Genomic DNA, 25,047 nt, shown 5'->3' on the forward strand with positions numbered 1-25,047 from the left:
AACAAACAGAGAAAGGGAACATAACAATGAAAAAGTTTCTCACCTCAACCGTCGCGGCATCGGCCTTGGCGCTAATGCTCGGCATGGCCAGCGCCCGCGCCGAGGACGCCGTCGACCCAAACGCCAAGCAGGGCGGCGAGATTGTCGCCACATACAAGGACGACGTCACGACGCTCGATCCGGCGATCGGCTATGACTGGCAGAACTGGTCGATGATCAAGAGCCTGTTCGACGGGCTGATGGATTACGAGCCGGGCACGACCAACCTCAAGCCCGACCTCGCGGAAAGCTACGAGATTTCGCCAGACGGGCAGACCTTCACCTTCAAGCTGCGCCATGGCGTGAAGTTCCACAATGGCCGCGAGATGACGGCTGACGATGTGAAATATTCGCTCGACCGCGTCACCAATCCGAAGACGCAGAGCCCGGGCGCCGGCTTCTTCGGCTCGATCAAGGGCTATGACGATGTCGCCGCCGGCAAGGCCGAAGGGCTCTCCGGCGTCACCGTCGTCGATCCCTACACCGTCAAGTTCGAGCTGACCCGCCCCGACGCCACCTTCCTGCATGTCATGGCCATCAACTTCGCCCATGTCGTGCCGAAGGAAGAGGTCGAGAAATACGGCGCGGATTTCGGCAAGCACCCGGTCGGCACCGGCGCTTTCAAGCTCGCCGAATGGACGCTGGGACAGCGCATCGTCTTCGAGCGCAATCCGGACTATTGGCACAAGGGCCTGCCGCATCTCGACAAGATCACCTTCGAGGTTGGCCAAGAGCCGATCGTGGCGCTGCTGCGCCTGCAGAAGGGCGAGATCGACCTGGCTCTCGACGGCATTCCGCCAGCCAAGTTCCAGGAGGTGATGTCCGATCCAGAGCAAAAGTCGCACGTCATCGAGGGCGGCCAGTTGCACACCGGCTACATCACCATGAACACCACCATGGCGCCGTTCGACAATGTGAAGGTGCGCCAGGCCGTCAACATGGCGATCAACAAGGCACGCATCGTCCAGATCATCAACAACCGCGCCGTGCCGGCCAACCAGCCGCTGCCGCCGTCGATGCCCGGCTACGACAAGGAATTCAAGGGCTATCCCTATGACGTCGCCAAAGCCAAGGCGCTGCTGGCCGAGGCCGGCCATCCCGATGGCTTCGACACGCAATTGTTCGCCATGAACACCGATCCCAACCCGCGCATCGCCCAGGCGATTCAGCAGGATCTGGCGGCGATCGGCATCAAGGCCAGTATCCAGGCGCTGGCCCAGGCGAACGTCATCGCCGCCGGCGGTGACAAGACCGGTGCGCCGATGATCTGGTCCGGCGGTATGGGCTGGATCGCCGACTTCCCCGACCCGTCGAATTTCTACGGCCCTATCCTCGGCTGTGCGGGCGCTGTGCCCGGCGGCTGGAACTGGTCGTGGTACTGCAACAAGGATCTCGACGCCAAGGCGGCGGAAGCCGACTCGATGACCGATCCGGCGAAGTCTGCAGAGCGCAACAAGATGTGGAGCGGGATCTACGACAAGATCATGGAGGACGCACCTTGGGCGCCGGTGTTCAACGAGCAGCGCTTCACCATTAGATCCGCGCGCATGGGCGGCGCCGACAATCTCTATGTCGACCCGGTCCATGTCTTCATCAACTACGACAATGTGTATGTAAAAGATGTGCAATAGCTGCGACTACACCATCCACGGGCGCCATCATCATTTCGGCTGGGACAATTCCTTTGTTCCGGCCGAGCGGGTGGCGCCCGGCTCGACCATCGAGTTCCAGTGCCTCGATGCCGCCGGCGGCCAGTTGAACGCCGACAGCACGGTCGCCGACGTCGTCAAGCTCGACTTCGCCAAGGTGAACCCGGTGACCGGGCCGATCTTCGTCGAAGGTGCGGAGCCGGGCGACGCGCTGAAGGTGACGATCGAAATGTTCAAACCGTCCGGCTTCGGCTGGACGGCGAACATTCCCGGTTTCGGCCTGCTTGCCGACGATTTTACAGAGCCGGCGCTGAACATCTGGAAATACGATGCCGCCTCGCTAGAGCCGGCGCTGTTCGGCAAAAATGCGCGCGTGCCGCTGAAGCCTTTCGCCGGCACCATCGGCAACGCCCCGGCCGAGATGGGGATTCACTCGGTGGTGCCGCCACGGCGTGTCGGCGGCAATCTCGACATACGCGATCTCGCCGCCGGCACGACGCTCTATCTGCCGGTGGAAGTGGCCGGTGCGCTGTTTTCGGTCGGCGACACCCATGCTGCTCAGGGTGACGGCGAGGTCTGCGGCACGGCGATCGAAAGCCCGATGGACGTCGTGCTCAAGCTCGACCTGGTCAAGGACGCCAGGCTGAAGATGCCACGCTTCACCACATCGGGTCCGGTGACGCGCCATCTCGACGCCAAGGGCTATGAGGTGACGACCGGCATCGGACCGGATCTGATGACCGGGGCCAAGGAGGCGGTGGCGCAGATGGTCGATCTGTTGGCCGTGCGCTACAGAATAGACCCCGTCGAGGCGTATATGTTGGCTTCGGTGTGCGGTGACCTCAGGATCAGCGAGATCGTCGACATGCCGAACTGGGTGGTGTCGTTCTACTTTCCGCGTTGCGTGTTTGAATGAGGTTGGGTCAGCGCCAAGACACCCCCCTCTGCCCTGCCGGGCATCTCCCCCTCAAGGGGGGAGATCAGATGTCGCCTTGGCGTTCGCCAATCTCGAATGTCGCAAAGAGAAATGCCGCGCGGCGTGACGGCCAATCTCCCCCCTTGAGGGGGAGATGTCCGGCAGGACAGAGGGGGGTGCGGCGCTGACCGACAAAACAACCCCCATCCTCTCCATCGCCAACCTCTCCGTCAGCGTGCGTGGCGAGGAGGGCCAGCGCGAGGTCGTTTCCAATCTGTCGCTGACGCTGGCGCGCGGCGAGACGCTGTGCATTGCCGGCGAATCCGGTTCCGGCAAATCGATGACCGCGCTGGCGATCATGCAACTCTTACCGCAGCCGGCCGCGCGCATATCCTCTGGCGCAATCCGTCTTGGTGACACCGACCTGGCGACACTCGACGAACGCCAGATGCGTCGCATCCGCGGCGACCGCATCGCCATGATCTTTCAGGAGCCGATGACCTCGCTCAATCCGGTCTTGTCGATCGGCCGTCAGCTCACCGAATCTATCGAGGCGCACACCAGCCTTTCGCAGGCCGAAGCCCGCCAGCGCGCGATCGAGGCGCTGAAGGCGGTACGCATCTCAGAAGCCGAAAGCCGGCTAAAGCAGTTTCCGCACGAGCTGTCCGGCGGTATGCGCCAGCGCGTGATGATCGCCATGGCGCTGGCGCTCGAACCCGACGTGCTGATCGCCGACGAGCCGACGACGGCGCTTGACGTCACCGTGCAGGGCGAGGTGCTGGAGCTGTTGCGCGACCTGCAGCGCGAGCATGGCACCAGCGTCATCCTGATAACCCATGATATGGGCGTGGTTGCCGAAATGGCCGACCGCGTCATCATCATGCGGCACGGCCGCATGGTCGAAGAGGGCAAGACATCGCACATTTTCGCCAGGCCGCAGGCTGATTACACACGCGAGCTGCTGGCCGCCGTGCCACGCATCGGCAGCGGTGTCGGCCGCCAAAAATCCCGGGATGCAGTTGAAATCTCGAAGCCGGCCAATGTCGCGGAAGTCAGCGACCTGCATGTCCGTTTCGATCTGCGCGGCGGTATTTTTGGCCAGGTCACCCGCCGCGTCCACGCCGTCGAAGGCGTCAGTTTTTCCATAGCACCCAACGAGACGCTGGCGCTGGTCGGCGAATCCGGTTGCGGCAAGTCGACCACCGCAAAGGCGCTGGCAGGGCTGGTGCCGTATAGCGGCGACATCGTCATCGGCGGGCGCAATCTGTCGGGGCTCGGCCGAGACGAGCGCAAGGCGGTGCGCCGCGACGTGCAGATGATTTTTCAGGATCCGTTCGCCTCGCTCGATCCGCGCATGCGCGTGGGCGATCTCGTTGCCGAGCCGCTGGTGATCCACGGCATCGCCTCCAAGGACGAGCGCCGCGACCGCGTGGCGGCGCTGTTCGAGCGCGTTGGCCTGTCGGCCGACCAGATGGAGCTCTATCCGCACGAATTCTCCGGCGGCCAGCGCCAGCGCGTCTGCATCGCCCGCGCGCTCGCCTTGCGGCCAAAGCTGATCATAGCCGACGAGAGCGTCTCGGCGCTCGACGTCTCGGTGCAGGCGCGCGTGCTCGACCTTTTGAAGGAATTGCAGCGCGAATTCGGCGTCGCCTATCTCTTCATCTCGCACGACATGGCGGTGGTCGAAAACATCTCCGACCGTGTCGCCGTCATGTATCTCGGCCAGATCGTCGAGATGGGTACGCGCGACCAGGTGTTCTCCAACCCGCGGCATCCCTACACCAGGCGGCTGATCGACGCCGTGCCGGTGCCCGATCCGGCGCAGCGCAGAACCCGCTTCGCCCGCCTCGACCAGGAGATCCCGAGCGCCACCCGCAAGATCGGCGAGGCGCCGCTGAAGCTCGCGCTGAACGATGTTGGCAACGGCCATCTCGTTGCTGCCGAGGGCTGAGGCCGGTTTTGCGGCGACTGCGCGTTTCATGAACGCCGTCCCCCACTCCGTCTCGGCCTCGCCGAGCCACCTCTCCCCCCTCCGGAGGGAGAGGAAGGGAGCCAGGCGACATAAGCTCGCGCCCTTCCTCTCCCCCGTCGATCGGGGGAGAGGTGTCGAGCGAAGCTCGACGGAGTGGGGGTCGACTGTTCACCAGCAGCATTGATCAGGAATCGGTCGCTAAACGGGTGTAGTCCTCCGGTGCCGAGAGCCGCAGCTATTCAGACAGCCGAAAGTATGCCGCCATCGGAATGCCGGCATTGCAGCTATTCTTTTACCCTGTTCGCACCAACCAGGCGTTGTCGTCTTCAGGTTTACCGCACTTTAGGCTGATAGCGGTGATGATACGCTAGGCATCAGAGCCCAAGGGGACAAACAATCTTGCTCAAGGCGGTTCTGCAGCTGCTGCCGGGTCGGTTCATGGATGTGCGCATGCGCGTGTCCGACGGCTACGAGACGCGCGTGGTGGAGCGGCCCGGGCGCTGGATGAAGGCTGCTGAACTGGAGCAGCTGAGCAGCGATTTGCGGCTGGTGGCGTCGAAGACGCTGAAGGCCGGCAGCCTGACCTATGGCGTGTTTTCCGGCGATCGAAGCCGGCTGGAACATTCCATCATCACCATCGTCTACCGGCGCAGCGACGGGCGGCCGATCGCCTTCAACGCGCTGGCGCTGATGGACATCTCGCTGGCCGGCAAGCCCTATGAGGTATTGCATCTCGGGCTGGTCATGATCGATCCGGACGAGCGCAGCCGGGGTCTCAGCTGGGTCCTCTACGGCCTGACCTGCTTCCTGATGTTCCTGCGCAATCAGCTCAGGCCGATCTGGATCTCCAACGTCACCCAGGTTCCCGCCGTCGTCGGCATGGTCGCCGAAGCCTTCAGCAATGTATTTCCGGGACCGCATGCCGGCGCGCGGCGCTCGCTGACCCATGTGCTTTTGGCGCGGCAGGTCATGGCACGCCATCGCCATGTCTTCGGCGTCGGCCCCGAAGCCGGGTTCGACGAAGAGCGCTTCGTCATCACCAATGCCTATACAGGCGGATCGGACGATCTGAAGAAAACGTTCTACGAGGCGGCCAAGCATCGCGACGAGGCCTTTAACGAGTTCTGTCAGAAAGAGCTCGATTACGGGCGCGGCGATGACGTGCTGCAGATCGGCCAGATGAGTTTCCAGGCGGCTCGCACCTATCTTGCCGACGCGGTGCCGCGCGGTTCGCTTGCCGCCCTTGCCGTGGCGGGCGCCGCCGCCACGCTGCAGCGGCTCATCCTGCCGGTGGTTCACTGGGCGGACTCCAGCCGCCAATGGAATGTGCTGAGACCATGGACACGCTGATGCCGCCGTTCACCTATGAGGAGTTCACGACCCGCAACATCGGGTTCGTGACGGAGGCACAGCAGGCCAGATTGCGGGACGCGACGGTGTTTGTCTGCGGCACCGGCGGCATGGGCGGCGCCTGCATCATGGCGCTGGCGCGCGCCGGCGTCGGCCGGCTGATCATCGCCGATCTCGACACGTTCGCCATCTCCAACCTCAACCGCCAGGTCTTCGCCTTCACGGGCACGGTCGGTCGTGAGAAGGCGGAGGCGACGCGCGACCTCTGCCTGACCATCAACCCGCAAATGCAGATCGAGGTGCACGGCAAGGATTGGCCCAAGCATGCCAGCGCCGCGATCCGCGAAAGCGCCATTGTCGTCAACGGCACCGACGACCTCGGGGCGTCGCTGCTGCTCTACCGCACGGCAAGGGAGCTCGGCCGCACGGTCATCGACGCCTATGCCTCGCCTTTGCCGTCGGTCTATGTGACCAGGCCAAGTGAGCCGATGCCGGAGGAGCGTCTCGGCTACCCGACGCGTGGCACCGCCTGGGATGCACTCACGCCGGAGCAGCGCGCCACCGCCTTCCTGCGCGAGGCCGAATATGTCGTGCTCAACTCCTCGTCGCGCCACCATGTCGACCTTGCCATGGCCGGCGAGGTGGCGGCAGGAAGGCGCAGCCGCATGTCGTTTGCGCCGATGGTCGTCACAACCGGCATGCTGATGGCCTATGAGGTCGTTGCCGGCATCCTCGGCAACCCACATGGCGCCGACTACCGTGGCTGGTTCTTCAATCCTTACAAGGGCCGTGTCGAGCGGCCGCGCAATGCGCTGGTCGCAGCGCTTCTGCGCCCGCTGGTGCGTCGTTTCATGCTCAAGCTTATGGCGGCGGAACCATGAGTTTCGACGACACGCTCGTCGCTGACACCATCACCTCGCTGGCGGCGCTGGTCGGGCTGCTGATCGTGATCTCGATCGTCGGCGGCCGCGACACTGGCGATCCGCTGTCGCGGCGCTTCCTGTTTGGGCTGCGGGTCTTGGCGGTGCTGCTCGCCTGCCGCATCCTCGACTGGATCACCGGTCTCGCCCTCTTCCGTTTCGTCACCATCGCCGCGGCGGGCCTGCTGCCGCTGGCAGCACTTCTGCTGACCGAAGGCCTGCTGCGCCGGCATGCGCCGTTCGCGCTCAAATTCTTTGCTGCCGGCGGTGCCGTGCTGTTCTTCCTGCTGGCGCTGATCCCGGAACGCTTCGCCGAGCCATGGCGGATGGCGATCCTTCTGGCCTTCCAGTTCGGTGGTTTTCTCGCCATCGGTTGGCTGGTGATGACGCGCGACCGCGACAGCCTGTCGGCGGCCGAAAACCGCACGATCGAGCGCATGGCGCTGTCGCTGCTGCTGATCCTTCCGTTCATGGTCACCGACTACCGGCCCGGCCTGTTCGAAGTGCCGGTGCGGCTCGGCGGCATCGCCATCCTGTTCCTGTGCTGGCTGACGATCGGGCTTGGGCGCGCGAGCCTCGGCCATCGCGATACGATCGGCGCCTTCGCCGTTGTCGCGCTGAGCTCGGTGTTTGCCGGGCTGGCGCTGGGCGGCATCGACGATCTCGGCTGGCGCGGCAGCGTGCAAGGCGTGGTGATCGTGCTTTCGGCGACGCTGCTCGCCGTCATTTACAATGACAGCGTCAGCCTGACCGCAGAGAAGCGCCGCGATTCGCTGCTGAAGCATATGGCGGAGGGCGATCTGACCGATTCGGCGCGTTTTTTGCGCGGCCTGCAGCACCATATCCTTGTCGACGGCGCCCTGATCCTACCGGCTGCCGACCTCGGCGATTTCGACCTCAAGGTGCTGGCGCGGGCCCTGGAACAGGAGCCGGTGCGCTCGGTCGCCGACATGAAGCTGGATGCGCCGGTCGACCAGGACGTACGCGAGCAGCTGGCCTGGCTGTTCGAGAAATACGAGGCGACGCATGTGCTTCTGGCGACGCTCGAGCCCTTGACGGTGGTGGCGCTCAACATGCCGGCGCTGGCTTCGTCGCCGGGACTGGAGATGGAGCTGCGCGCCGTCCAGCGGATGGCCATGCTGATCTCGCAGCGGGAGGCGAAGCTGTAGGATGGACAATGCCTTGCTTTCCCGCATCGTCGCCACCGCCAATCTGGCGCCCTCGGTGCACAACACGCAGCCGGCGCGCTGGCATGCGGCGAGCGACGGTTCCATTCTCGTCATGGCGGAACTGGCGCGGCATCTGTCGGCCGGCGATCCTTCCCGCCGCGATATGGGCGTCTCCTGCGGCGCTGCCGTCGAAGGCACGGTGATGGCGCTCAATGACGCCGGCATCGGTGTGGCGACGGTCGAGGATCTCTGGGCGGTGAACGACACGGTGGCCTTTCCTGGTTACCGTCTGGCGGCGCGGATCGTTCCTGATGGCGCGGCGCAAGCCTCGCCGCTGAACAGCCATGTCGCGAGCCGGTTTACCTGGCGCTCGCATTTCAAGCCGGCGGCGATTGATGTCGCACAGGCGCTGCAAGCATGGGCAAAGGAGACGCAAGACGTAACGCTTGCCCATGCGCCTGGCGACATCGCCATGCTGGCGGCGTTGGCCGACGATGCCGGCATGGTCTTCCTGCGCGACCGCGCCTTTCGCCGCGAGCTGGTCGGCTGGATGCGGCTGACGCGTTCCGATCCGCGCTATGACACGGACGGCCTCAATCTCGATGCGCTGCGCATGAGTGCGCTGGAAGGGTTCGGTGCAAAGGTCGTTCTCGGCACTGGCCTGTTTGAGGCGCTTGACGCGCTCGGGCTTGGCAAGGCGCTGACCGGCGAAAAGGCTAAAACGCTGTCGTCGACGGCCATCGCCCTGTTCCACCGGCCGCGCGAGGAGTCGCCGGTCGAGTCAGGCCGCGCCTTCTATCGGTTTTGGCTGAACCTGGCCCGGCTCGGTTTCGCGGCCTGGCCGATGGCGGCGGTGGCCGACCATGCGGACAGCGCCGAGATGTGCGGCCGGCATTTCGCCATTCCGCCGGAGCGGCGGCTGATCAACGTGCTGCGCGCCGGCGTTGCTGCAGCAGTTCCGAAACGGGCGCGGCTGCCGGTGAAACTGGTCATCGCTTAAATACAAAGACGCAAACAAAAAAGGCCGGCGTCGAGCGCCGGCCTTTTTGCGTCTATCGAGATGCCGATCAGGCGGCCTTGGTCTTCATGGCCTCTTCGTCGCGCACCATTTTGGTGACGGCGGCGAAGTCGAGCTTGCCGGAGCCGAGCACCGGCACTTTCGGCACGACCCGCACCTCGGCCGGCACCATCAAATCCATGGCGCCATTGGCCTTGGCAAAAGCCAGGAAATCCGCACGCGTCGCGCCCGCCGCCTCGGTGATCAGGATAAGCTTTTCCCCTTTGCGCGCGTCCGGCACGGTGGCGACCGCCGATAGCAAGCCTTTCCACAATTCGCCGGCCAGCGCTTCGACAGCCGCCAGCGAGATCATCTCGCCGCCGATCTTGGCAAAGCGCTTGGCGCGGCCGCGAATGGTGATGAAGCCGCCCTCGTCGATGGCGACGACGTCGCCCGTATCATGCCAGCCGTCTTCGAGTGGCTCGAGCACGCCGGGCTTCTCGGCCCGGAGATAGCCCGCCATGACATTGGGTCCGCGCACGAACAGCCGTCCGCCATCGTCGACGCCCGGCACCGGGTCGAGGCGATATTCCATGCCGGGCATAATCTTACCGACGGTTCCCGAGCGGTTGTACATCGGCGTGTTGATGGAGATCACCGGCGCCGTCTCGGTGACGCCATAGCCCTCGAGGATGCGCACGCCGAACTTCTCCATATACGTCATGCGCGTCGCTGCCTTGACCGGTTCGGCGCCGGCAAAACAATAGCGTATCGAGCGGAAGTCGTAGGGGTGTGCGGTCCGCGCATAGCCGGACAGGAAGGTGTCGGTGCCGAAGATGATCGTCGCGTTCGAGGCATAGATCAGTTCCGGCACGATGCGGTAGTGCAGCGGCGACGGGTAGAAGTACACCGGCACGCCCGAGATCAGCGGCAGCACCGTGCCCGCCGTCATGCCGAAGGAATGGAAGATCGGCAGCACGTTGAACACCTTGTCGCCCGAATGGAAGTCGATGCGCGACGCCGCCTGGGCGGCGTTGGCCAGGATGTTGCGGTGGGTCAGCACGACGCCCTTGGGCGTGCCTTCCGAGCCTGAGGTGAACAGGATCACCGCCGGATCGTCAGGCAGGCGCTTAGCGCGCGGCGTCGACTTGCGCAGCAGGCCCAGCAGCTTTTCGCGAAGGCTGATGGTCTTTCGGAGATCGTCGAGCCAGACGATCTCGACCGAGCGGCCGAGTTCCTCGACCACAGCGCCGAGCTTTGCCTGTTCGACGAAGGCGCGGGACGTGAGCACGGTCCGAACTTCGGCCGCCTTGCAGGCCGACAGTATGTTGGCCGCACCCGCGGTAAAGTTCATCATCGCCGGCACCTTGCCGGCCGACATGACGCCGAGCAGGGCGGCGCAGGCGCCGTTGGCGTTGGGCAGCATGACGCCCAGCGTCTGCTGGTCGGCATAGGTGTTCTGGAACTTCTCGCCGAGCACGGCGGCCGCCGTCAAAAGCTTGCCGTAGCTGAGCGAGCCGGTGACTGGATCCTCGACGGCGAGCTGTTTCATGCCGCGTTCGTTGGCTGTCTGGATGATCTTTTCCAGCACGGTCTTATCGATGTCCTGAGTGCGGAAGACGAGATCCGACATCACCTGATAGAGGGCAGACCCCGCCGCGGCGCGGCGTTTGCGGCCCTTCAGCTCCTGCGGCACTTCGAGCTTGACCGGCTCCAGAATGGTCACCTTGACCTTCGGGAACAGGCGGCGGCGCACATGCTGCGAGCTCAGCCGCGAAAAATAGGTCTTCTCCAGCCCGTCGATGCGCACCGGCACCACCATCGAGCCGGTCTTGTCGGCGACCATGGCGGCGCCGTCATAGACCTTCATCAGGCCACCGGTGACAGTGATGCGGCCCTCGGGGAAGATGACCAGCGGGTCGCCACCCTGCACGACCTTGATCAGCGTGCGGGTCGACATCGGCTTGGCCGGATTGAGCGGCAAAGCGCGGGCAAGCTTCATGAACGGCTTCATCCACCAGGCCTGGGCGATGAAGTAGTCGATAGCGAAGACCGGCTCTTCATCAGTCAGCGTCAAGGCGAGCGGACCGTCGAGGAAGCTGACATGGTTGAGCGCCAGGATCGGCGCCTTGCCGGCGGCCTTGAGGTTGTCCATGCCCTCGACCTCAAGGCGCAGGAAGGCGCGGAACAGGATGGAGACGAAGTCGCGGAACGGGTTGGTCGGCAGGAATTTCAACATTAGCCAGGCGGCAATCGCATTGGCCCCGGCGAGGCCGAACAGAATGCCACCGGTGGAGACTTTCGTCTGAATCAAGGCGACAATAACACCGCCGACGGTCATGAAGCCGGCATTGACGATGCTGACGGCAGCGACGACGCGGGCGCGGCGCGCCTCGGGCGACCAGGCCTGTACGGCGGCGAAGGTCGGCACCACCAGGAAGGCGGCTGCAATGGCCATGCCGGCTAGGTCGATGGCGACCCGGATCGTGTTCGGGCCAGCGAAGAATGCGCCAAGGGTTTCTGCCTGGGGCGAAGGCTGCATGCTCCAGATCGTCCAGGCGAGATGCAGGCCGAACAGCGCCAGCAGCGCCGTGCCGACAGGTGCGGGCAAGAGCACGATACGGCCCTGCGACATCCAGGCGGCGATGGCCGAGCCGATGGCGATCGAGACGGCGAACACGGCGAGATAGACGGTGACGGCCATCTCGTTGCCGCCGAGCGAATCCTTGATCAGGGTCGGCAGGATCGACAGCACAATGGCGCCGATCAGCCAGAACCACGAGGTCATCAGGCCGGCGCGCCAGATACGCATGTCGGTGCGCAACTCGGCGACCTGGCGCCAGGTCGAGCGGAAGATGTTCTTGTCGATGACGAGGTCGGGCGCCGCCGAACCGGTGGATGGGATGTAGCGGCTGACCAGCCAGCAGCCGACGGCAAGCGCCATCATGATCGGTCCGAACACCGCGACGCCGATGCCGTCGGCGGAAACGACGCCGCCGGCAATGGTGCCGCCGAGGATGGCGGCAAAGGTGGCGGATTCGATCCAGGCGTTGGCCTTGGGCAGTTCCTTGCGCTCGAGGTGATCGGGCAGGATGCCGTATTTGATCGGCCCGAACAGGGCCGAGATGATGCCGAACATCAACAGCGCCACCATCAGCACGGGAATGGACGACAGCGCGATGCCGACGACGGAGACACCAGCCGCGGCGATCTCGGCGAATTTCAGACGCTTGGCGATGAGGGCCTTGTCGAAGCGATCGGCGATCTCGCCGCCAAGCGCTGACAGCAGCAGGAAGGGGGCCATGAACACGGYGCCCGCCAGGGTGACCAGGGACGCCGCCTGGTCCGCCGCCAGCGTGAACAGAATAAGGAACACCAGCGTGTTCTTCAGGAAATTGTCGTTGAAGGCGGACAGGAACTGCGTCCAGAACAAAGGCGCAAAGCGCCGGGACGTCATCAGATGAGCTGTGGGACGATTGATCGGAGCGATTTCCATAGCGGCGGCTTCCATTGGGCAAGACCGTTGAAAATCCTGGCTGGATTGATCAGCGGTCTTGCGCGGTTTGATCCTTGTTTAGCGGGAACCCGATTACACTTCGTTACTGCGGCTGACTTCCATCAGCAACTTCTCGGTCTTGGCGTCTTCCAGCCGGTTGATGAAACGGCTTGCTTCTTCCGAGTCGCGCAGCGTCTTGGTGATGGTGATCGAGGTGTGCACGAGCATGATGGCGGCCATGGCATAAAACCCCTTGGCGGCGAAGCTCGCCTCCATGAAGTAGATGCCGCCGGCCATCATCGTGGCGGCAACGGCGAAACTGGCCATGGTGAAGGTCTTCCAGGCGCTTGAATCCTTGGGCGAATAGGTGTTCGGGGTCATCGGTATAATCCTTCCGTTTCAGGGTTAGGTTGGTTGGGCGTGCGTCTGTTTCAGGCTGGATACAATCAGGCCGGCTTGGTCATGGTCTTCGTAAGCCGTTCGAGCACGGCGTCGGCGCTGGTTCTGAGCGGCGCGCCGCAGCCTGCGGCCGCAAGCTTTTCTGAGACCGCGGCCGGATCGCCCGACTGCTCCATCTCGGCCATGGCGGCTGCCGTGGCGTCGATCTGCTTTTGCCGTGTGCGCAGACGCAGCAGCGTCTCCTCGGCGTCCTTGAGCGCCGAGAGGCTCGAGCCCGGGGCGCTTTCGCGCAGGCGCTGGGTCGAGTCGACGGCGGCTACGATGCGCTGGCCGCGCTGCAATTCGCGCAGGCGCATTTCAGAGACGCGAATGATCCGCTTCAGCCGCTCGATTTCGGCGCTGAAGCTCTTCTGCGCCTCGCTGGAAGCGTCGCGTTCCGCTTCCAGCATGGCGATGGTTTCGGCGGCTTCGCGGGCCAGTTCATTCTGTCCCTGCTCGATCGCGGCGATCGTGCGCTTCTCCAGATCGTCGATGCGGACGACCAGCTTCTTGAACTGCACGACTTCCTGTTCGTTCTGGGCGATGGCAATGGCGACCGCCCGGCGGGCAGCGGCAATCGCATCGGCGCAATCGCGGATCTGCTGGCGCAGGATCACCAGCGCATTGCGGTCGACGACGGTCTCGGCTGCTTCGTAGCTGCGGCCGCGGACGAGAGCAAAAAACTGTTTCAACATTCCCGTTTCTCCTCTATGAACGTTGTTCACGAATGTAACGTAACACATCGTGAACAGCGTTCAAGAAAAAATGAACGGTGTTCATAATTTCGAATAAGGAAGGTTAATGACGGCAAAACGGGACGCCAAACGCGAGGATCTCAGGAGCAGGCTGATCGAGGCCGCGCAGGCGCGCATTGAAGCCTCCGGTCTCGCCGGCCTGCGCGCACGCGACATCACGGCCGATGCCGGCTGCGCGCTAGGTGCGCTCTATACCGCCTTCGCCGACCTCGACGAGCTCATCCTGCACGTCAATTCGATCACGCTGGCGCGGCTGGGGGCGGCCTTGGAACAGGAGGAGACGGGCGCCGCCGAGCCGAGAGCCAGGCTGAAGGCGCTGGCCAAAGCCTATCTCGGCTTCGCGCGCGACAACCGCATGGCGTGGAAGGCGCTGTTCGAGCACCGCATGGCGCCTGGCGTGCCGGTGCCCGAATGGCATCTGGCCGAACATGCGGTGCTGATCCAGCATCTGGTCGAACCGCTTGCCCAGCTGCTGCCAACGTTGGGATCGCACGATCTGCTGGCCCGCGCACGCACCCTGTTCTCCGCCGTCCACGGCATCGTCGCGATCTCGCTCGAGGACCGGTTCATTGGCCTCGCGCCCACCGACCTCGAAAGCGAGCTGCTGGGTTTCGTCGACACGCTGGTCAGCGGGCTGAAGACTGAAAGAGAATGAGCTGCCACGATCGGCTCTTGCCTCAATGCTCCCTGTCCTTATGAAGGTCTTGGCGCGGGCTGCCCTGTTGAACAAGGCCAGCTGAAACTGTTGGGGACATCAGGTGACAATTGACCAGGAACGTCGGTTTCGGCCCGAAATACAGGGGCTGCGCGGACTGGCCGTCACTCTGGTCGTCGTCTTTCACCTGTGGCCCTATGTTCTTCCCGGCGGCTATGTCGGCGTCGACGTCTTTTTCGTCATTTCGGGTTATCTGATCACAGGCTTGCTGGCGCAGATGGCGCTGCGCGACGGCCGCGTCTCGCTGATCGAATTTTATTCGCGACGGATTCGCAGACTTCTGCCGGCCGCGATCCTGGTGCTTCTGGTGACGCTGCTCGGCACGCTGCTGTTCATTTCCAAGGCGCGCTGGGAGGAAACCGCCAAGCAGATCCTGGCCAGCGCGCTCTATGTCGAGAACTGGCGTCTGGCCCATCAGGCTGTCAGCTATCTCGACGCCGACAATCTGCCGACGCCGGTGCAGCATTACTGGTCGCTTTCCATCGAAGAGCAGTTCTACATCGTCTGGCCGGTGCTCATGATCGGTGTGATCTGGCTGGCGCGGCGATGGCAGCTCTCGTTGAGACGATGCCTGGCGATGACATTGTCGCTCGTTTTCGTGGCATCGCTGGTCGCCTCGATTGTCCTGACGAAAACAGACCCCGCCCGGGCCTATTTCGTCAGCCATACACGCCTGTGGGAATTGGCGCTGGGCGGCCTGCTGGTGCTTGGCGAGCACCGGTTTCGATTGGGCGCGGGTGCAAGGCGGCTGCTCACGCTTGCTGGCATCGCCGGCATCCTCGCGTCTGCTTTTCTGTTTTCCGCGGCGACACCGTTCCCCGGCGCCAGTGCGTTGCTGCCAACCCTGGCCACCGTGCTCGTCATCCTGGCTGGCGAGATCCGAGTCGGCCGGTTTCGTGGGCTCGATTTGTGGCCGCTCCGCTTCATCGGCGATCGGTCCTATTCGATCTATCTGTGGCACTGGCCGCTGATCGCATTCTTCCTGGGGCAGGGCTATTCGCTGACATTTGCCAGTGGTGTCGGCCTGATTGCGGTGATCCTGGTGTTGTCGGACCTGTCTTATCGTTATGTCGAACAACCCTATCAGCAGTCCCGACACGACGCGTGGTGGAAGCCGCTGGGATACGGCACCATCGCGGTCCTGGCATGCGTGGCGGCGTCCGAGGGGCTGCTGCATTTCGTGACGACGCAACGCACCGACATTACGCTGATCGGCACACCTGCCTATCCTGGGCCTGCCGCTTTGCTGACCGGCGCGGCGGTTCCGGACGGTGTGGACCTGTTGCCGCCGCTGGCTCGCCTGAGGCGGGACGTGTCGAGTTTGTTCGCAGCAGGCTGTCAGCAGAACCTGAAAGGCGCCAAACCGGTGGGATGCGTGCTGGGCGACCCCGCCGGCACGCAAACCCTCGTCCTCGTGGGGGATTCCCACGCTGCCCAATGGGGTCCGGCCCTGAACAAGATCGCCAAGGACCGCAAATTCAAACTGGTTTCTTTCTCGAAATCCGCCTGCGCATTCGCGCGTGCGCCCACCATGTCGGACGGCAAGCCGTATCCATCGTGCTACGAGTGGCGAGAGAAAGTGCTGGCCGAGATTTTAAAGCTCAGACCGCTTGCTGTCATCACCAGCCAATCCAATGCCGGGTCGGTTCCGGACGACCTGATGATCGAGGGGTTGCGCGACATCTGGAGCAGACTGACGGAAGCGGGCTCCCGGATCATCGTCATCCGCAACACGCCCTTGATGCGATTCGAGCCCGGCGATTGCCTGAGTGCCACGCCTGCAAAATGCTTCACCAAAAGAAGCGACGCCGAGCTCAACGACGTGTTGGCGGTCGCCGCAGGGGGTCAGAAAAACGTCGGCGTCGTCGATATGACCGACGCCATATGCGGGCCGGAACTATGCGCGGCGGTTGTCGGCAACATGATCGTCTGGCGCGACAATGGTCATTTGACGGCCACCTATTCGCTTGCTCTCGCGCCCTATCTCGGCCCCAGGCTGGGGCTTTGACACAGTTCCCAAGGGGAAAGCGCAACGCGCCTTTCCGGATCCGTTGGGGGCGAGCAAGGAATGAATAAATTCCGCTGGTGGAGCTGAGGAGGATCGAACTCCTGACCTCGTCATTGCGAACGACGCGCTCTCCCAGCTGAGCTACAGCCCCGTCCAGCGGATGGCGCATTTATCGAAGGCTGCGCTTTCCTGTCAAGGCGCGGTTTTGCCGAAACGCCCTGCTGGCGGCCATCGCCTGCCGGCATGCGGCAGAAGGCGGCCCTTGCCGGTTCGGCATGCAATGGCTACATGTCGCGCAATTCAACGGAGCCTCGAATGAACGCGCTTATCGATACGCTGATCTACGCGCTGAGCATTTATGGATGGATCGTCATCCTGTCGGCGATCTTTTCCTGGCTGTATGCCTTCAACGTCGTCAACACGCGCAACCAGTTTGTCGGCAGCGTCGGCAACATGCTGTACCGGCTGACCGAACCGGTCTACCGGCCGATCCGCCGCTACATGCCCGATCTTGGCGGCGTCGATATCTCGCCGATCGTCGTGTTGGTGATCCTGTTCTTCCTGGAGCGGTTCCTCGACAGCACGGTTAGGTCGCTGTTCCTTTAGGCCCCCGGTGAGGGACACGCCGTTCCGCCTGCGTGACGACGGCATCGACCTGTTCGTGCGGCTGACGCCCAAGGCGGCGGTGGACAGGCTCGAAGGCGTGGAGACGGCGGCCGACGGGCGGTGCCACCTCAAAGCCCGCGTGCGCGCCGTGCCTGAGAATGGCGCCGCCAACCAAGCATTGCAAAGACTTGTCGCCAAGGCGCTGGGCGTTCCTGCATCGGCGGTGTCGGTCGTTGCTGGTGCTACCGCTCGCTTGAAGACGCTACGCGTGCTTGGCGATCCGGCGGCGCTGGTGACGAGCCTTAAGGCGCTCGCCAGCTAAGTCCTCAATCCCCCAGCGGCAATTTGGGATCGTCGACCTTCAGCGTGTTCACGCTCTGCTTGATGCGGCGCAGGTTTTCGAGAACCCTGGGTCCGCGCGTCTCGGCGACCGAAGTGACGATCATGTCGACGATCGACAGCAGCGCATAGCGCGACGAGGTCGGCTTGTAGATGTTGCCGTCTTCCAGCGACTGGAACTGGATGACCGTGTCGGCGGCTTTGGCGAGTGCTGAGTCCGGCGGGGTGATGGCGATGGTGGTGGCGCCATATTGCTGGGCGACCTGCACCGCATCGATGACCGAACGCGCATAGCCGGAGACGGAAAAGGCGATCAGCGTCGTCTCCGATGTGGCGACCGCGGCATACATGCGCTGCAACTGCCCGTCGATCTGCGCCAGCACCGGCACGCCCAGCCGAAACAGCCGGTTCTGCATTTCAGTCGCCATCATCGAGGAAATGCCGCCGGAGCCGATGCACAGCACATTGCCCGAATTGACGATCCGCGCTGCGACGCCGACCAGCGTCTTCATGTCGAGGTTTTCGCTGGCGCGCTGGATTGCGGCTATCGCCGCTTCGGTGATGGCGGTCGCGATTCGCTGCTCGCGGGCGTCGCGGCTGAGCGGTTCGGGCGACAGATACTGACCGCCAATGGCGATCGCCTGCGCCAGATAGAATTTGAAATCGCGCAGGCCCTCGCAGCCGAGATTGCGGCAGAAGCGGGTCACCGTCGGTTCGCTGACGCCGACACGCGCGGCAATCTCCGAGATTGCCGCCTTGGAGGCGAAGTCGAGGTCGGTCAGCACAAGGCCGGCCAGGCGACGGTCCGATTTGGTGCCGTCCTGCGACATCAATTGCAGGCGCGTGATGATGTCGGCCGGCGTTTTCATTTCTGGGTTTTCGTTTTCATGGCGCCTTCATAGCGGTAGCCCCGTGGCCTTGTCGAACAGATGGATGTTGCCCGGCGCGACGGAGACCGGCAGCAATTCGCCCGGCTTGACCTGCATCCGGTCGCGGAACACGGCGCGCACCGTATCAGTGCCAATGGCGCCATAGACATGGGTTTCCGAGCCGGTCGGCTCGACGACATCGACCTTGATCGCCATCGCGTCGACAGCCTCGCCGATGACGAAGTGTTCGGGCCTTATGCCGGCCTCTACCGTGCTGCCTGCCGGCGCCGTCTTGCCGCCGAGAGCCAAACGTCCGCCGCCGGCCGATTCGAACCAGGTCTTTTCGGGCGTGGTCTTCAGCGCGCCGGACACAAAGCTCATCGACGGCGAGCCGATGAAGGACGCGACGAATTTGTTGGCGGGACGGTCGTAAAGCTCCAGCGGCGCGCCGACCTGCTGGATTTTGCCGCGGTCCATCACCACGATGCGGTCGGCCATGGTCATGGCCTCGATCTGGTCGTGGGTGACGTAGACGATGGTCGATTTCAGCCGCTGGTGCAGCGCCTTGATCTCGGTGCGCATCTGCACGCGCAATTGCGCGTCGAGATTGCTGAGCGGCTCGTCAAACAGGAACACCGAGGGTTCGCGCACGATGGCGCGGCCCATGGCGACGCGCTGGCGCTGGCCCCCCGACAGCTCCCGGGGGTAGCGGTCGAGATAGGAGAACAGGTTGAGGATGCCCGACGCCTTCTTGACCTTCTCATCGATGGCCGGGCGCGCCTCGCCGCGGATCTTTGGACCGAAGCCGATATTGTCTGCCGCCTTCAGGTGCGGAAACAGCGCATAGGACTGGAACACCATGGCGATGTTGCGCTGCTGCGGCGGCAGCGAGTTGGCGCGCACGCCGCCGATCAGCAGATCGCCCGAGGTGATCGGCTCCAGCCCGGCCAGCATGCGCAGCAAGGTCGACTTGCCGCAGCCGGACGGGCCGACCAGCACGACGAACTCGCCGCTTTTGATGTCGAGGCTGATGTTCTCGAGGATCTTGTGCCGTCCGAACGATTTCGACAGGTCACGGAACTCGACATCGGTCATGGTCAGGCTCCCAATATGTCGTCGATGAAAGGCAAGAAGCCGGCGGTCAGTCCGGCGTCCACCGGCACCACCGCGCCAGTTATCCCCGACGCGCGTTCTGAGGCAAGAAAGGCCACCGCTTCGGCCACTTCCGAGGCGTCGACGATGCGGCCGAGCGGGTAGAGTCGCTGCAGCTTGCCGAGAATATCAGGGTTCTTTGCCAGGCGATGGTCCCAGGCGGCGGTGCGTATCGAACCGGGGCAGACGACATTGGCGCGCAGGCCGCTGCGGCCGAGTTCCACCGCGACCGATTTCGCATAGGCATTGATGCCGGCCTTGGCCGCGGCATAGGCCGGGTTGCCGAAATGGGCGATGGCGTTGACGGAGGAGATGAAGACGATACTGCCGGAACCTCGCGCGGCCATCGCCTTGATCAGCGGATCGGCGAACAGCATCACCCCGGTCAGATTGAGGTCGAGTTCATGCTCGATCTTATCTGATGTCAGCGCGGCAAGTGTCTCTGCGCGCGTCCAGCCGGCATTGTTGATCAGGATGTCGGGAACGCCGTCTTTCTCAAGGATCGCCGGTATCGCCGCTTCGATGGAAGCCCGGTCGAGGAGGTCGAAGACATGGCGCGAGGCCAGATGCGGACTGACAAGTTGGTCTTGCGACTGGTCACAGCCGATCACCCGTGCGCCGCGTTCAGCCAGGAGCGCCACGATGGCCGAGCCGAGGCCGCCGCCGGCGCCGGTTACCAGCACAGTCTTGCCTGCAAATTCGGCGTTCGAAACCACCCTGCGCGTCTCCCTGGGGTCTACGATAGTCGCAAAACGCTATTTTAAGAAATGTAATTAAGCAACAGAATAATCCGCTTGCGCAGTGCGAAATGATGGATAATGTAGGAAAGTCACATAAAGCTTGTGCCGCCTGAAAGCCGCAAGAGCGCAGGCGCGCACCAAATGGGAGAGATCATATGACGCTTGCGAAATGGACTGTCGGCCTGATGGCCGGAATGAGCATGCTGGCGCTGACGGCGCAAGCAGACGCCGGCGAAGTGCGCGTCACCGTCGCCGAATACAGCGCCAAGACCGGGCCATATTTCGAGGCGGTGAAGAAGGAATTCGAGGCCGCCAATCCGGGCATCACCGTCAAGTTCGAAGTGGTGCCGTGGGACGTGCTGCTGCAGAAGCTGACCACCGACATCACGGCCGGCACCAATGCGGATCTGTCGATCATCGGCACGCGCTGGCTGATCGATTTCGTCCAGCAGGATGTCGCCGAGCCGCTCGACGGCTACATCAAGCCTGACTTCAAGGACCGCTTCATCGACACCTTCCTGTCGCCCTCTATCATGGACGGCAAGACCTACGGCCTGCCGATCGCCGCTTCGGCGCGGGCGATGTACTACAACAAGGAATTGTTCGAGAAGGCCGGCATCGCCAACCCGCCGGCAACGTGGACAGAGCTGCAGGAAGATGCACGCAAGATCAAGGCGCTGGGCACCGGCACGTTCGGCTTCGGCCTGCAGGGCAAGGAGATCGAGACCGACGTCTATTACTACTACGCGATGTGGTCGCAAGGCACCGAGATCCTGAACAAGGATGGCACGTCGGGCCTAGGCACGCCTGGCGCGCTCGAAGCCGCCAAGCTCTACAAATCGATGATAGACGAGGGCCTGACCGAGCCGGGCGTCACCTCCAACAACCGCGAAGACGTGCAGAACCTGTTCAAGCAGGGCAAGGTCGGCATGATGATCACCGCACCCTTCCTGTCCAACCAGATCAAGGACGAGGCGCCGAACCTGAAATATGGCGTGGCCGCCATTCCGGCCGGCCCGAGCGGTGCGCGCGGCACCTACGGCGTCACCGATTCCATCATCATGTTCAAGAATTCCAAGAACAAGGATGAGGCCTGGAAGCTGCTCGACTTCCTGTTCACCACCGAACAGCGCGCCAAGTTCACGCAAGGCGAAGGCTTCCTGCCGGTGAACAAGGAAGAGGCCAAGATGGACTATTACGTCAACAACGCCGATCTGGCCGCGTTCACAGCACTTCTGCCCGACGCTCGCTTCGCGCCGGTTATCCCGGGCTGGGAAGAAGTCGCCCAGATCACGTCGGATGCGATGCAGAAGATCTATCTTGGCGGCGACCCGGAGGCAGGCTTGAAGGAAGCGGCTGATAAGGCCAACGCGGTGCTGAAGAAATAGGGCGTATCTCCCTGCGCCCGGCGCGCCCCTAGAGATCGGGGCGCGCCACCCTTTCCTCTCCCTCCGGAGGGGGGAGAGGTGGCTCGGCGCAGCCGAGACGGAGTGGGGGAACCACCTGGCAACCGCCGCGAACGGACATAGGAATTGCACTAGGCGCAAACATCGCCTCGCCCTGCGCCCAAGGGTCGACCCCCACTCCGTCGAGCTTCGCTCGACACCTCTCCCCCGATCGACGGGGGAGAGGAAAGGCCTTCTTCCGCAGCGCTGCTCCAGACCGATATGCAAGATTGACCCCAGCTGGCGTGCCAGCGCCACTGAACCACGGTACAAAACCGGCCGATGCAAAACCGCTTCTTGCCCTATCTGCTGACCTTGCCCAGCCTGCTGCTGGCGGCGGTCGTCATCTTTTGGCCGGTCTGGGACCTGATCCAGATTTCGACGCATGATGTCAGCCGCTTCGGCCAACTGCGCGACTTCAACAATTTCGCCAATTACGCCGCCTTCCTCGCCGATCCCGATTTCCTGGCAGCACTGTGGCGCACCGGCCTGTGGACGCTGCTGGTTGTCGGCGGCGCGCTGCTTTTTTCGATGCCGGTGGCGATGATCCTCAACACCGATTTCTATGGCCGCGGCATCGCCCGTGTCATCATCATGCTGCCCTGGGCGGTGTCACTGACGATGACGGCGGTGGTCTGGCGCTGGGCGCTCAACGGCGAAAGCGGCATGCTAAACTCGGCGCTGATCGGGCTCGGCCTGATCCATGAGAACATCCAGTGGCTGGCGCGCGCCGAGACGGCCTTTCCGATGCAGGTGCTGATCGGCATTCTGGTGACGGTACCGTTCACGACGACGATCTTCCTCGGCGGCCTGTCGTCTATCCCCGACGACCTCTATGAGGCTGCGGCGCTCGAAGGGGCGACGCCGCTGCAGCAGTTCCGCGAGATCACCTTTCCGCTCTTAAAACCGTTCATCAACATCGCCATCGTGCTCAACACCATCTACGTCTTCAATTCCTTCCCGATCATCTGGGTGATGACGCAAGGCGGGCCGGCCAATTCCACCGACATATTGGTCACCCATCTCTACAAACTGGCCTTCCGCATCGGCAAACTGGGAGAGGCCTCGGCGGTGTCGCTGCTGATGTTCGCCATCCTCTTGATCTTCACCATGATCTATGTGCGGCTGGCCATGCGGGAGCAACGCGCATGACGCCAAAGCTGAAACGCACGATCATTGCCTGGCTGCTGCTTTCGCCGCTGCTGGTAGTGACGATCTTTCCCTTCGCCGTGATGTTCCTGACCGCGGTCAAGCCAAGGCAGGAGGTGCTGTCGCCAACCTGGTGGCCGAGTGAATTCCGCTGGTCGAATTTTGCCGACATGTGGGTGGCGACCGGCTTCGGCCAGGCGCTGGCCAATTCGCTCTATGTCTCGGTCATCGCCACGGCCGGCGCCATCCTGATCTCGGTGCCGGCCGCCTATGCCATGTCGCGGTTTCGCTTTGCCGGCTATGGCGCCATCCGCCAGTTCCTGCTGATCTCGCAGATGATCTCGCCGATCGTGCTGGTGCTCGGCCTGTTCCGACTGATGGCCGCCTGGGGGCTGATCGAATCGACCACGGCGCTCGGCGTCATCTACATGGCCTTCAACGTCGCCTTCACCGTGTGGATGCTGCAGAGCTACTTCGACACCATCCCGCGCGATCTCGAAGAGGCCGCCTGGATGGAGGGCGCCGGCCGCTGGCTGACCTTGCGCAAAGTGTTCCTGCCGCTCTGCCTGCCGGCAATCGCGGTCACCGCCATCTTCACCTTCATCAACGCCTGGAACGAGTTCGTCGTCGCGCTCACCATGCTGCGCAGCCAGGAAAGCTATACGCTGCCGATCCAGGTGTTTTCGCTGGTCGCCGGCCGCTACACAATCGAATGGCACCATGTGATGGCGGCGACGCTGCTGGCGACCTTGCCGGTGGCGATCCTGTTCATCTGGCTGCAGCGCTATCTCGTCCGGGGGCTGGCGCTCGGGGCGGTCAAATAGCGTCTCTACGGAGTTTTCATGCGCATCTTCACCGCCTCGCTGGCGACGGAAACCAACACCTTCTCGCCGGTGCCGACCGACCGGGCCTCGTTCGAGATGGCCTTCTATGCCGGCCCGGGCAAGCATCCGGACACGCCGACCTTGTGTTCCTCGCCAATGGTCGCGTTGCGCCGGCGTGCAGCCAAGGATGGGCTGACCGTCATCGAAGGCACCGCCACCTGGGCGGAGCCGGGCGGGTTGGTGCAGCGGCAGACCTATGAAGCGCTGCGCGACGAGATCCTCGGCCAGTTGCGGGCAGCCTTGCCGGTCGATGCCGTCATTCTCGGCCTGCACGGCGCCATGGTGGCGCAAGGCTATGACGATTGCGAAGGTGACCTGCTCGAGCGGGTTCGCGCAATGGTCGGGCCGGATGTAGTGGTCGCGGTGGAGCTCGACCCGCACAGCCATTTGACGCCGAAGCGCGTGGCGGCCTCCAACATCATGGCCTACTTCCTCGAGTTCCCGCACACCGATTTTTACGAACGCGGTGAGCATGTCGTTGAGTTGGGGCTCGCGGCGGCACGCGGCGAGATCAAGCCCGTGATCTCGACCTTCGACTGCCGCATGATCCAGGTGCTGCCGACCAGCCGCGAGCCGATGCGCTCCTTCGTCGACCGCATCAAGGCGCTGCACGGCAAGGACGGCGTGCTGTCTGTGTCGGTCATCCATGGCTTCATGGCCGCCGATGTACCGGAAATGGGTACCCGCATCCTGGTCGTCACCGACAATGACAAGGCCAAGGGCGATGTGCTGGCGGAAAGGCTGGGGCGTGAGCTCTACGCCATGCGCGAGAAGACGGCGATGACGATGCTGAACACCGAGGATGGCATTGATCGGGCGCTTGCCGTGCGCAAGGAAAATTCGAACAAGCCGGCCGTCATCGCCGATATCTGGGACAATCCGGGCGGCGGCGTCGCCGGCGACGGCACCGTGGTGCTGCGCGCGATGCTCGAACGTGGTTTGAACAATGTCGGTGTGGCGACGATCTGGGATCCGATCGCCGTCACCTTTTGCCAGGCGGCCGGCGAGGGCGCCGTCATTGATCTGCGCTTCGGCGGCAAGGCTGGGCCGCTGGCCGGCGAACCGATCGATGCGCGCGTCAAGGTGCTGAAGGCGGTTGCCGAGGGCTGGCAGAGTTTCGGGCCGAGCCGGGTGACGCTTGGGCCGACGGCGCTGGTGCGTATCGACGGCACGGAGGTCGACATCATCCTCAACACCAACCGCACGCAGACCTTCGAGCCGGACATTTTTTCCAACATCGGTGTCGACCCGATGTCGAAGGACATTCTCTTGGTCAAGTCGACCAACCATTTCTACGCCGGCTTCGAACCGATCGCGGCGGAGATCATCTATGTCTCAGCGCCGAGTTCGTATCCGAGCAACCCGGCGGCGACGGATTACAAGAAGCTGAAGCGGCCGGTTTGGCCTAGGGTGATGGATCCTTGGGCGGTGTAATCTCC

21 protein-coding genes and 1 tRNA gene are annotated in these 25,047 nt (G+C 63.5%); 15 read left to right on the forward strand and 7 right to left on the reverse strand.

The annotated features are described in order from the left end of the window. Positions 1 to 26: 26 nt before the first annotated feature. From AC1DZ8_RS06170 to AC1DZ8_RS06200, 7 genes are all read left to right on the forward strand, one after another. Positions 27 to 1,670, forward strand: coding sequence for an ABC transporter substrate-binding protein (locus AC1DZ8_RS06170; RefSeq protein WP_477400511.1), 1,644 nt, complete (start codon positions 27 to 29; stop codon positions 1,668 to 1,670). Beyond that, on the forward strand, positions 1,660 to 2,604 hold the full coding sequence (locus AC1DZ8_RS06175) for an acetamidase/formamidase family protein (protein WP_477400513.1): 945 nt from the start codon (positions 1,660 to 1,662) through the stop codon (positions 2,602 to 2,604). The genes AC1DZ8_RS06170 and AC1DZ8_RS06175 overlap by 11 nt, the downstream gene beginning before the upstream one ends. Positions 2,605 to 2,758: 154 nt before the next feature. Then, entirely contained in the window at positions 2,759 to 4,555 is a 1,797-nt protein-coding gene (locus tag AC1DZ8_RS06180) for an ABC transporter ATP-binding protein (protein WP_477308037.1), read from the forward strand. A 420-nt stretch (positions 4,556 to 4,975) separates the two neighbouring features. Further along, a complete protein-coding gene (locus tag AC1DZ8_RS06185; RefSeq protein ID WP_477310365.1) occupies positions 4,976 to 5,926 on the forward strand; it encodes a hypothetical protein in 951 nt (316 codons plus the stop codon). Beyond that, positions 5,914 to 6,807, forward strand: coding sequence for a ThiF family adenylyltransferase (locus AC1DZ8_RS06190; RefSeq protein ID WP_477310367.1), 894 nt, complete (start codon positions 5,914 to 5,916; stop codon positions 6,805 to 6,807). Before AC1DZ8_RS06185 ends, AC1DZ8_RS06190 begins: the two co-directional genes overlap by 13 nt. After that, a complete protein-coding gene (locus AC1DZ8_RS06195) occupies positions 6,804 to 8,015 on the forward strand; it encodes a hypothetical protein (RefSeq protein WP_477310369.1) in 1,212 nt (403 codons plus the stop codon). The genes AC1DZ8_RS06190 and AC1DZ8_RS06195 overlap by 4 nt, the downstream gene beginning before the upstream one ends. A 1-nt stretch (position 8,016) precedes the next feature. Further along, positions 8,017 to 9,015 carry a nitroreductase family protein gene (locus AC1DZ8_RS06200; protein ID WP_477310371.1) on the forward strand — a complete coding sequence of 333 codons (999 nt, stop codon included), beginning with the start codon at positions 8,017 to 8,019 and terminating at the stop codon, positions 9,013 to 9,015. Between the two features lie 67 nt (positions 9,016 to 9,082). On the opposite strand, the gene AC1DZ8_RS06205 is transcribed toward AC1DZ8_RS06200, so the two are convergent. The 3 genes from AC1DZ8_RS06205 to AC1DZ8_RS06215 all read right to left on the reverse strand — a co-directional run bounded on the left by AC1DZ8_RS06205 (position 9,083) and on the right by AC1DZ8_RS06215 (position 13,641). Beyond that, on the reverse strand, positions 9,083 to 12,508 hold the full coding sequence (locus tag AC1DZ8_RS06205; RefSeq protein WP_477400517.1) for an acyl-[ACP]--phospholipid O-acyltransferase: 3,426 nt from the start codon (positions 12,506 to 12,508) through the stop codon (positions 9,083 to 9,085). Positions 12,509 to 12,601: 93 nt separating this feature from the next. Beyond that, the gene (locus tag AC1DZ8_RS06210; protein WP_023668598.1) at positions 12,602 to 12,889 is read right to left on the reverse strand and encodes a YiaA/YiaB family inner membrane protein; all 288 of its coding nucleotides are present in this window, start codon (positions 12,887 to 12,889) and stop codon (positions 12,602 to 12,604) included. Between the two features lie 65 nt (positions 12,890 to 12,954). Next, positions 12,955 to 13,641, reverse strand: coding sequence for a PspA/IM30 family protein (locus tag AC1DZ8_RS06215; protein ID WP_477310375.1), 687 nt, complete (start codon positions 13,639 to 13,641; stop codon positions 12,955 to 12,957). A gap of 106 nt (positions 13,642 to 13,747) precedes the next feature. Here AC1DZ8_RS06215 and AC1DZ8_RS06220 point away from each other — a divergent pair, with 106 nt between their 5' ends. Both AC1DZ8_RS06220 and AC1DZ8_RS06225 read left to right on the forward strand, forming a co-directional pair. Further along, entirely contained in the window at positions 13,748 to 14,356 is a 609-nt protein-coding gene (locus AC1DZ8_RS06220; protein WP_477310377.1) for a TetR/AcrR family transcriptional regulator, read from the forward strand. 103 nt (positions 14,357 to 14,459) lie between these two features. Further along, the gene (locus AC1DZ8_RS06225; RefSeq protein ID WP_477310379.1) at positions 14,460 to 16,424 is read left to right on the forward strand and encodes an acyltransferase family protein; all 1,965 of its coding nucleotides are present in this window, start codon (positions 14,460 to 14,462) and stop codon (positions 16,422 to 16,424) included. A gap of 75 nt (positions 16,425 to 16,499) precedes the next feature. Here the strand turns inward: AC1DZ8_RS06225 and AC1DZ8_RS06230 are convergent. Then, positions 16,500 to 16,575, reverse strand: a tRNA-Ala gene (locus tag AC1DZ8_RS06230). A gap of 164 nt (positions 16,576 to 16,739) precedes the next feature. Here AC1DZ8_RS06230 and AC1DZ8_RS06235 point away from each other — a divergent pair. Both AC1DZ8_RS06235 and AC1DZ8_RS06240 read left to right on the forward strand, forming a co-directional pair. Continuing rightward, positions 16,740 to 17,030: a YggT family protein gene (locus AC1DZ8_RS06235; RefSeq protein ID WP_477310381.1), complete on the forward strand. Its 291-nt coding sequence runs from the start codon at positions 16,740 to 16,742 to the stop codon at positions 17,028 to 17,030. A gap of 7 nt (positions 17,031 to 17,037) precedes the next feature. Continuing rightward, positions 17,038 to 17,352 (forward strand): DUF167 family protein, encoded by a 315-nt coding sequence (locus AC1DZ8_RS06240; RefSeq protein WP_477310383.1) that lies wholly within the window; start codon positions 17,038 to 17,040, stop codon positions 17,350 to 17,352. A 4-nt stretch (positions 17,353 to 17,356) separates the two neighbouring features. Here the strand turns inward: AC1DZ8_RS06240 and AC1DZ8_RS06245 are convergent, their stop codons facing one another. From AC1DZ8_RS06245 to AC1DZ8_RS06255, 3 genes are read right to left on the reverse strand one after another with little or no spacing between them, the layout of a single operon-like run. Beyond that, on the reverse strand, positions 17,357 to 18,238 hold the full coding sequence (locus AC1DZ8_RS06245; RefSeq protein ID WP_477310385.1) for a MurR/RpiR family transcriptional regulator: 882 nt from the start codon (positions 18,236 to 18,238) through the stop codon (positions 17,357 to 17,359). Between the two features lie 27 nt (positions 18,239 to 18,265). After that, positions 18,266 to 19,333, reverse strand: coding sequence for an ABC transporter ATP-binding protein (locus AC1DZ8_RS06250; RefSeq protein ID WP_477310387.1), 1,068 nt, complete (start codon positions 19,331 to 19,333; stop codon positions 18,266 to 18,268). A 2-nt stretch (positions 19,334 to 19,335) separates the two neighbouring features. Beyond that, a complete protein-coding gene (locus AC1DZ8_RS06255) occupies positions 19,336 to 20,106 on the reverse strand; it encodes an SDR family NAD(P)-dependent oxidoreductase (protein WP_477310389.1) in 771 nt (256 codons plus the stop codon). Between the two features lie 179 nt (positions 20,107 to 20,285). On the opposite strand from AC1DZ8_RS06255, the gene AC1DZ8_RS06260 reads away from it, so the two are divergent. The 4 genes from AC1DZ8_RS06260 (at position 20,286) to AC1DZ8_RS06275 (ending at position 25,042) form a co-directional block, all read left to right on the forward strand. Continuing rightward, positions 20,286 to 21,518 carry an ABC transporter substrate-binding protein gene (locus AC1DZ8_RS06260; RefSeq protein ID WP_477310391.1) on the forward strand — a complete coding sequence of 411 codons (1,233 nt, stop codon included), beginning with the start codon at positions 20,286 to 20,288 and terminating at the stop codon, positions 21,516 to 21,518. Between the two features lie 339 nt (positions 21,519 to 21,857). Beyond that, positions 21,858 to 22,727: a carbohydrate ABC transporter permease gene (locus tag AC1DZ8_RS06265; RefSeq protein ID WP_477310393.1), complete on the forward strand. Its 870-nt coding sequence runs from the start codon at positions 21,858 to 21,860 to the stop codon at positions 22,725 to 22,727. After that, positions 22,724 to 23,548: a carbohydrate ABC transporter permease gene (locus AC1DZ8_RS06270; protein ID WP_477310395.1), complete on the forward strand. Its 825-nt coding sequence runs from the start codon at positions 22,724 to 22,726 to the stop codon at positions 23,546 to 23,548. Before AC1DZ8_RS06265 ends, AC1DZ8_RS06270 begins: the two co-directional genes overlap by 4 nt. Positions 23,549 to 23,566: 18 nt before the next feature. Further along, positions 23,567 to 25,042, forward strand: a complete 1,476-nt coding sequence (locus AC1DZ8_RS06275; RefSeq protein ID WP_477310397.1) for a M81 family metallopeptidase — start codon at positions 23,567 to 23,569, stop codon at positions 25,040 to 25,042. The last annotated feature ends 5 nt before the right edge of the window (positions 25,043 to 25,047 follow it).

It is taken from the genome of Mesorhizobium sp. P2_F7, assembly GCF_056403695.1.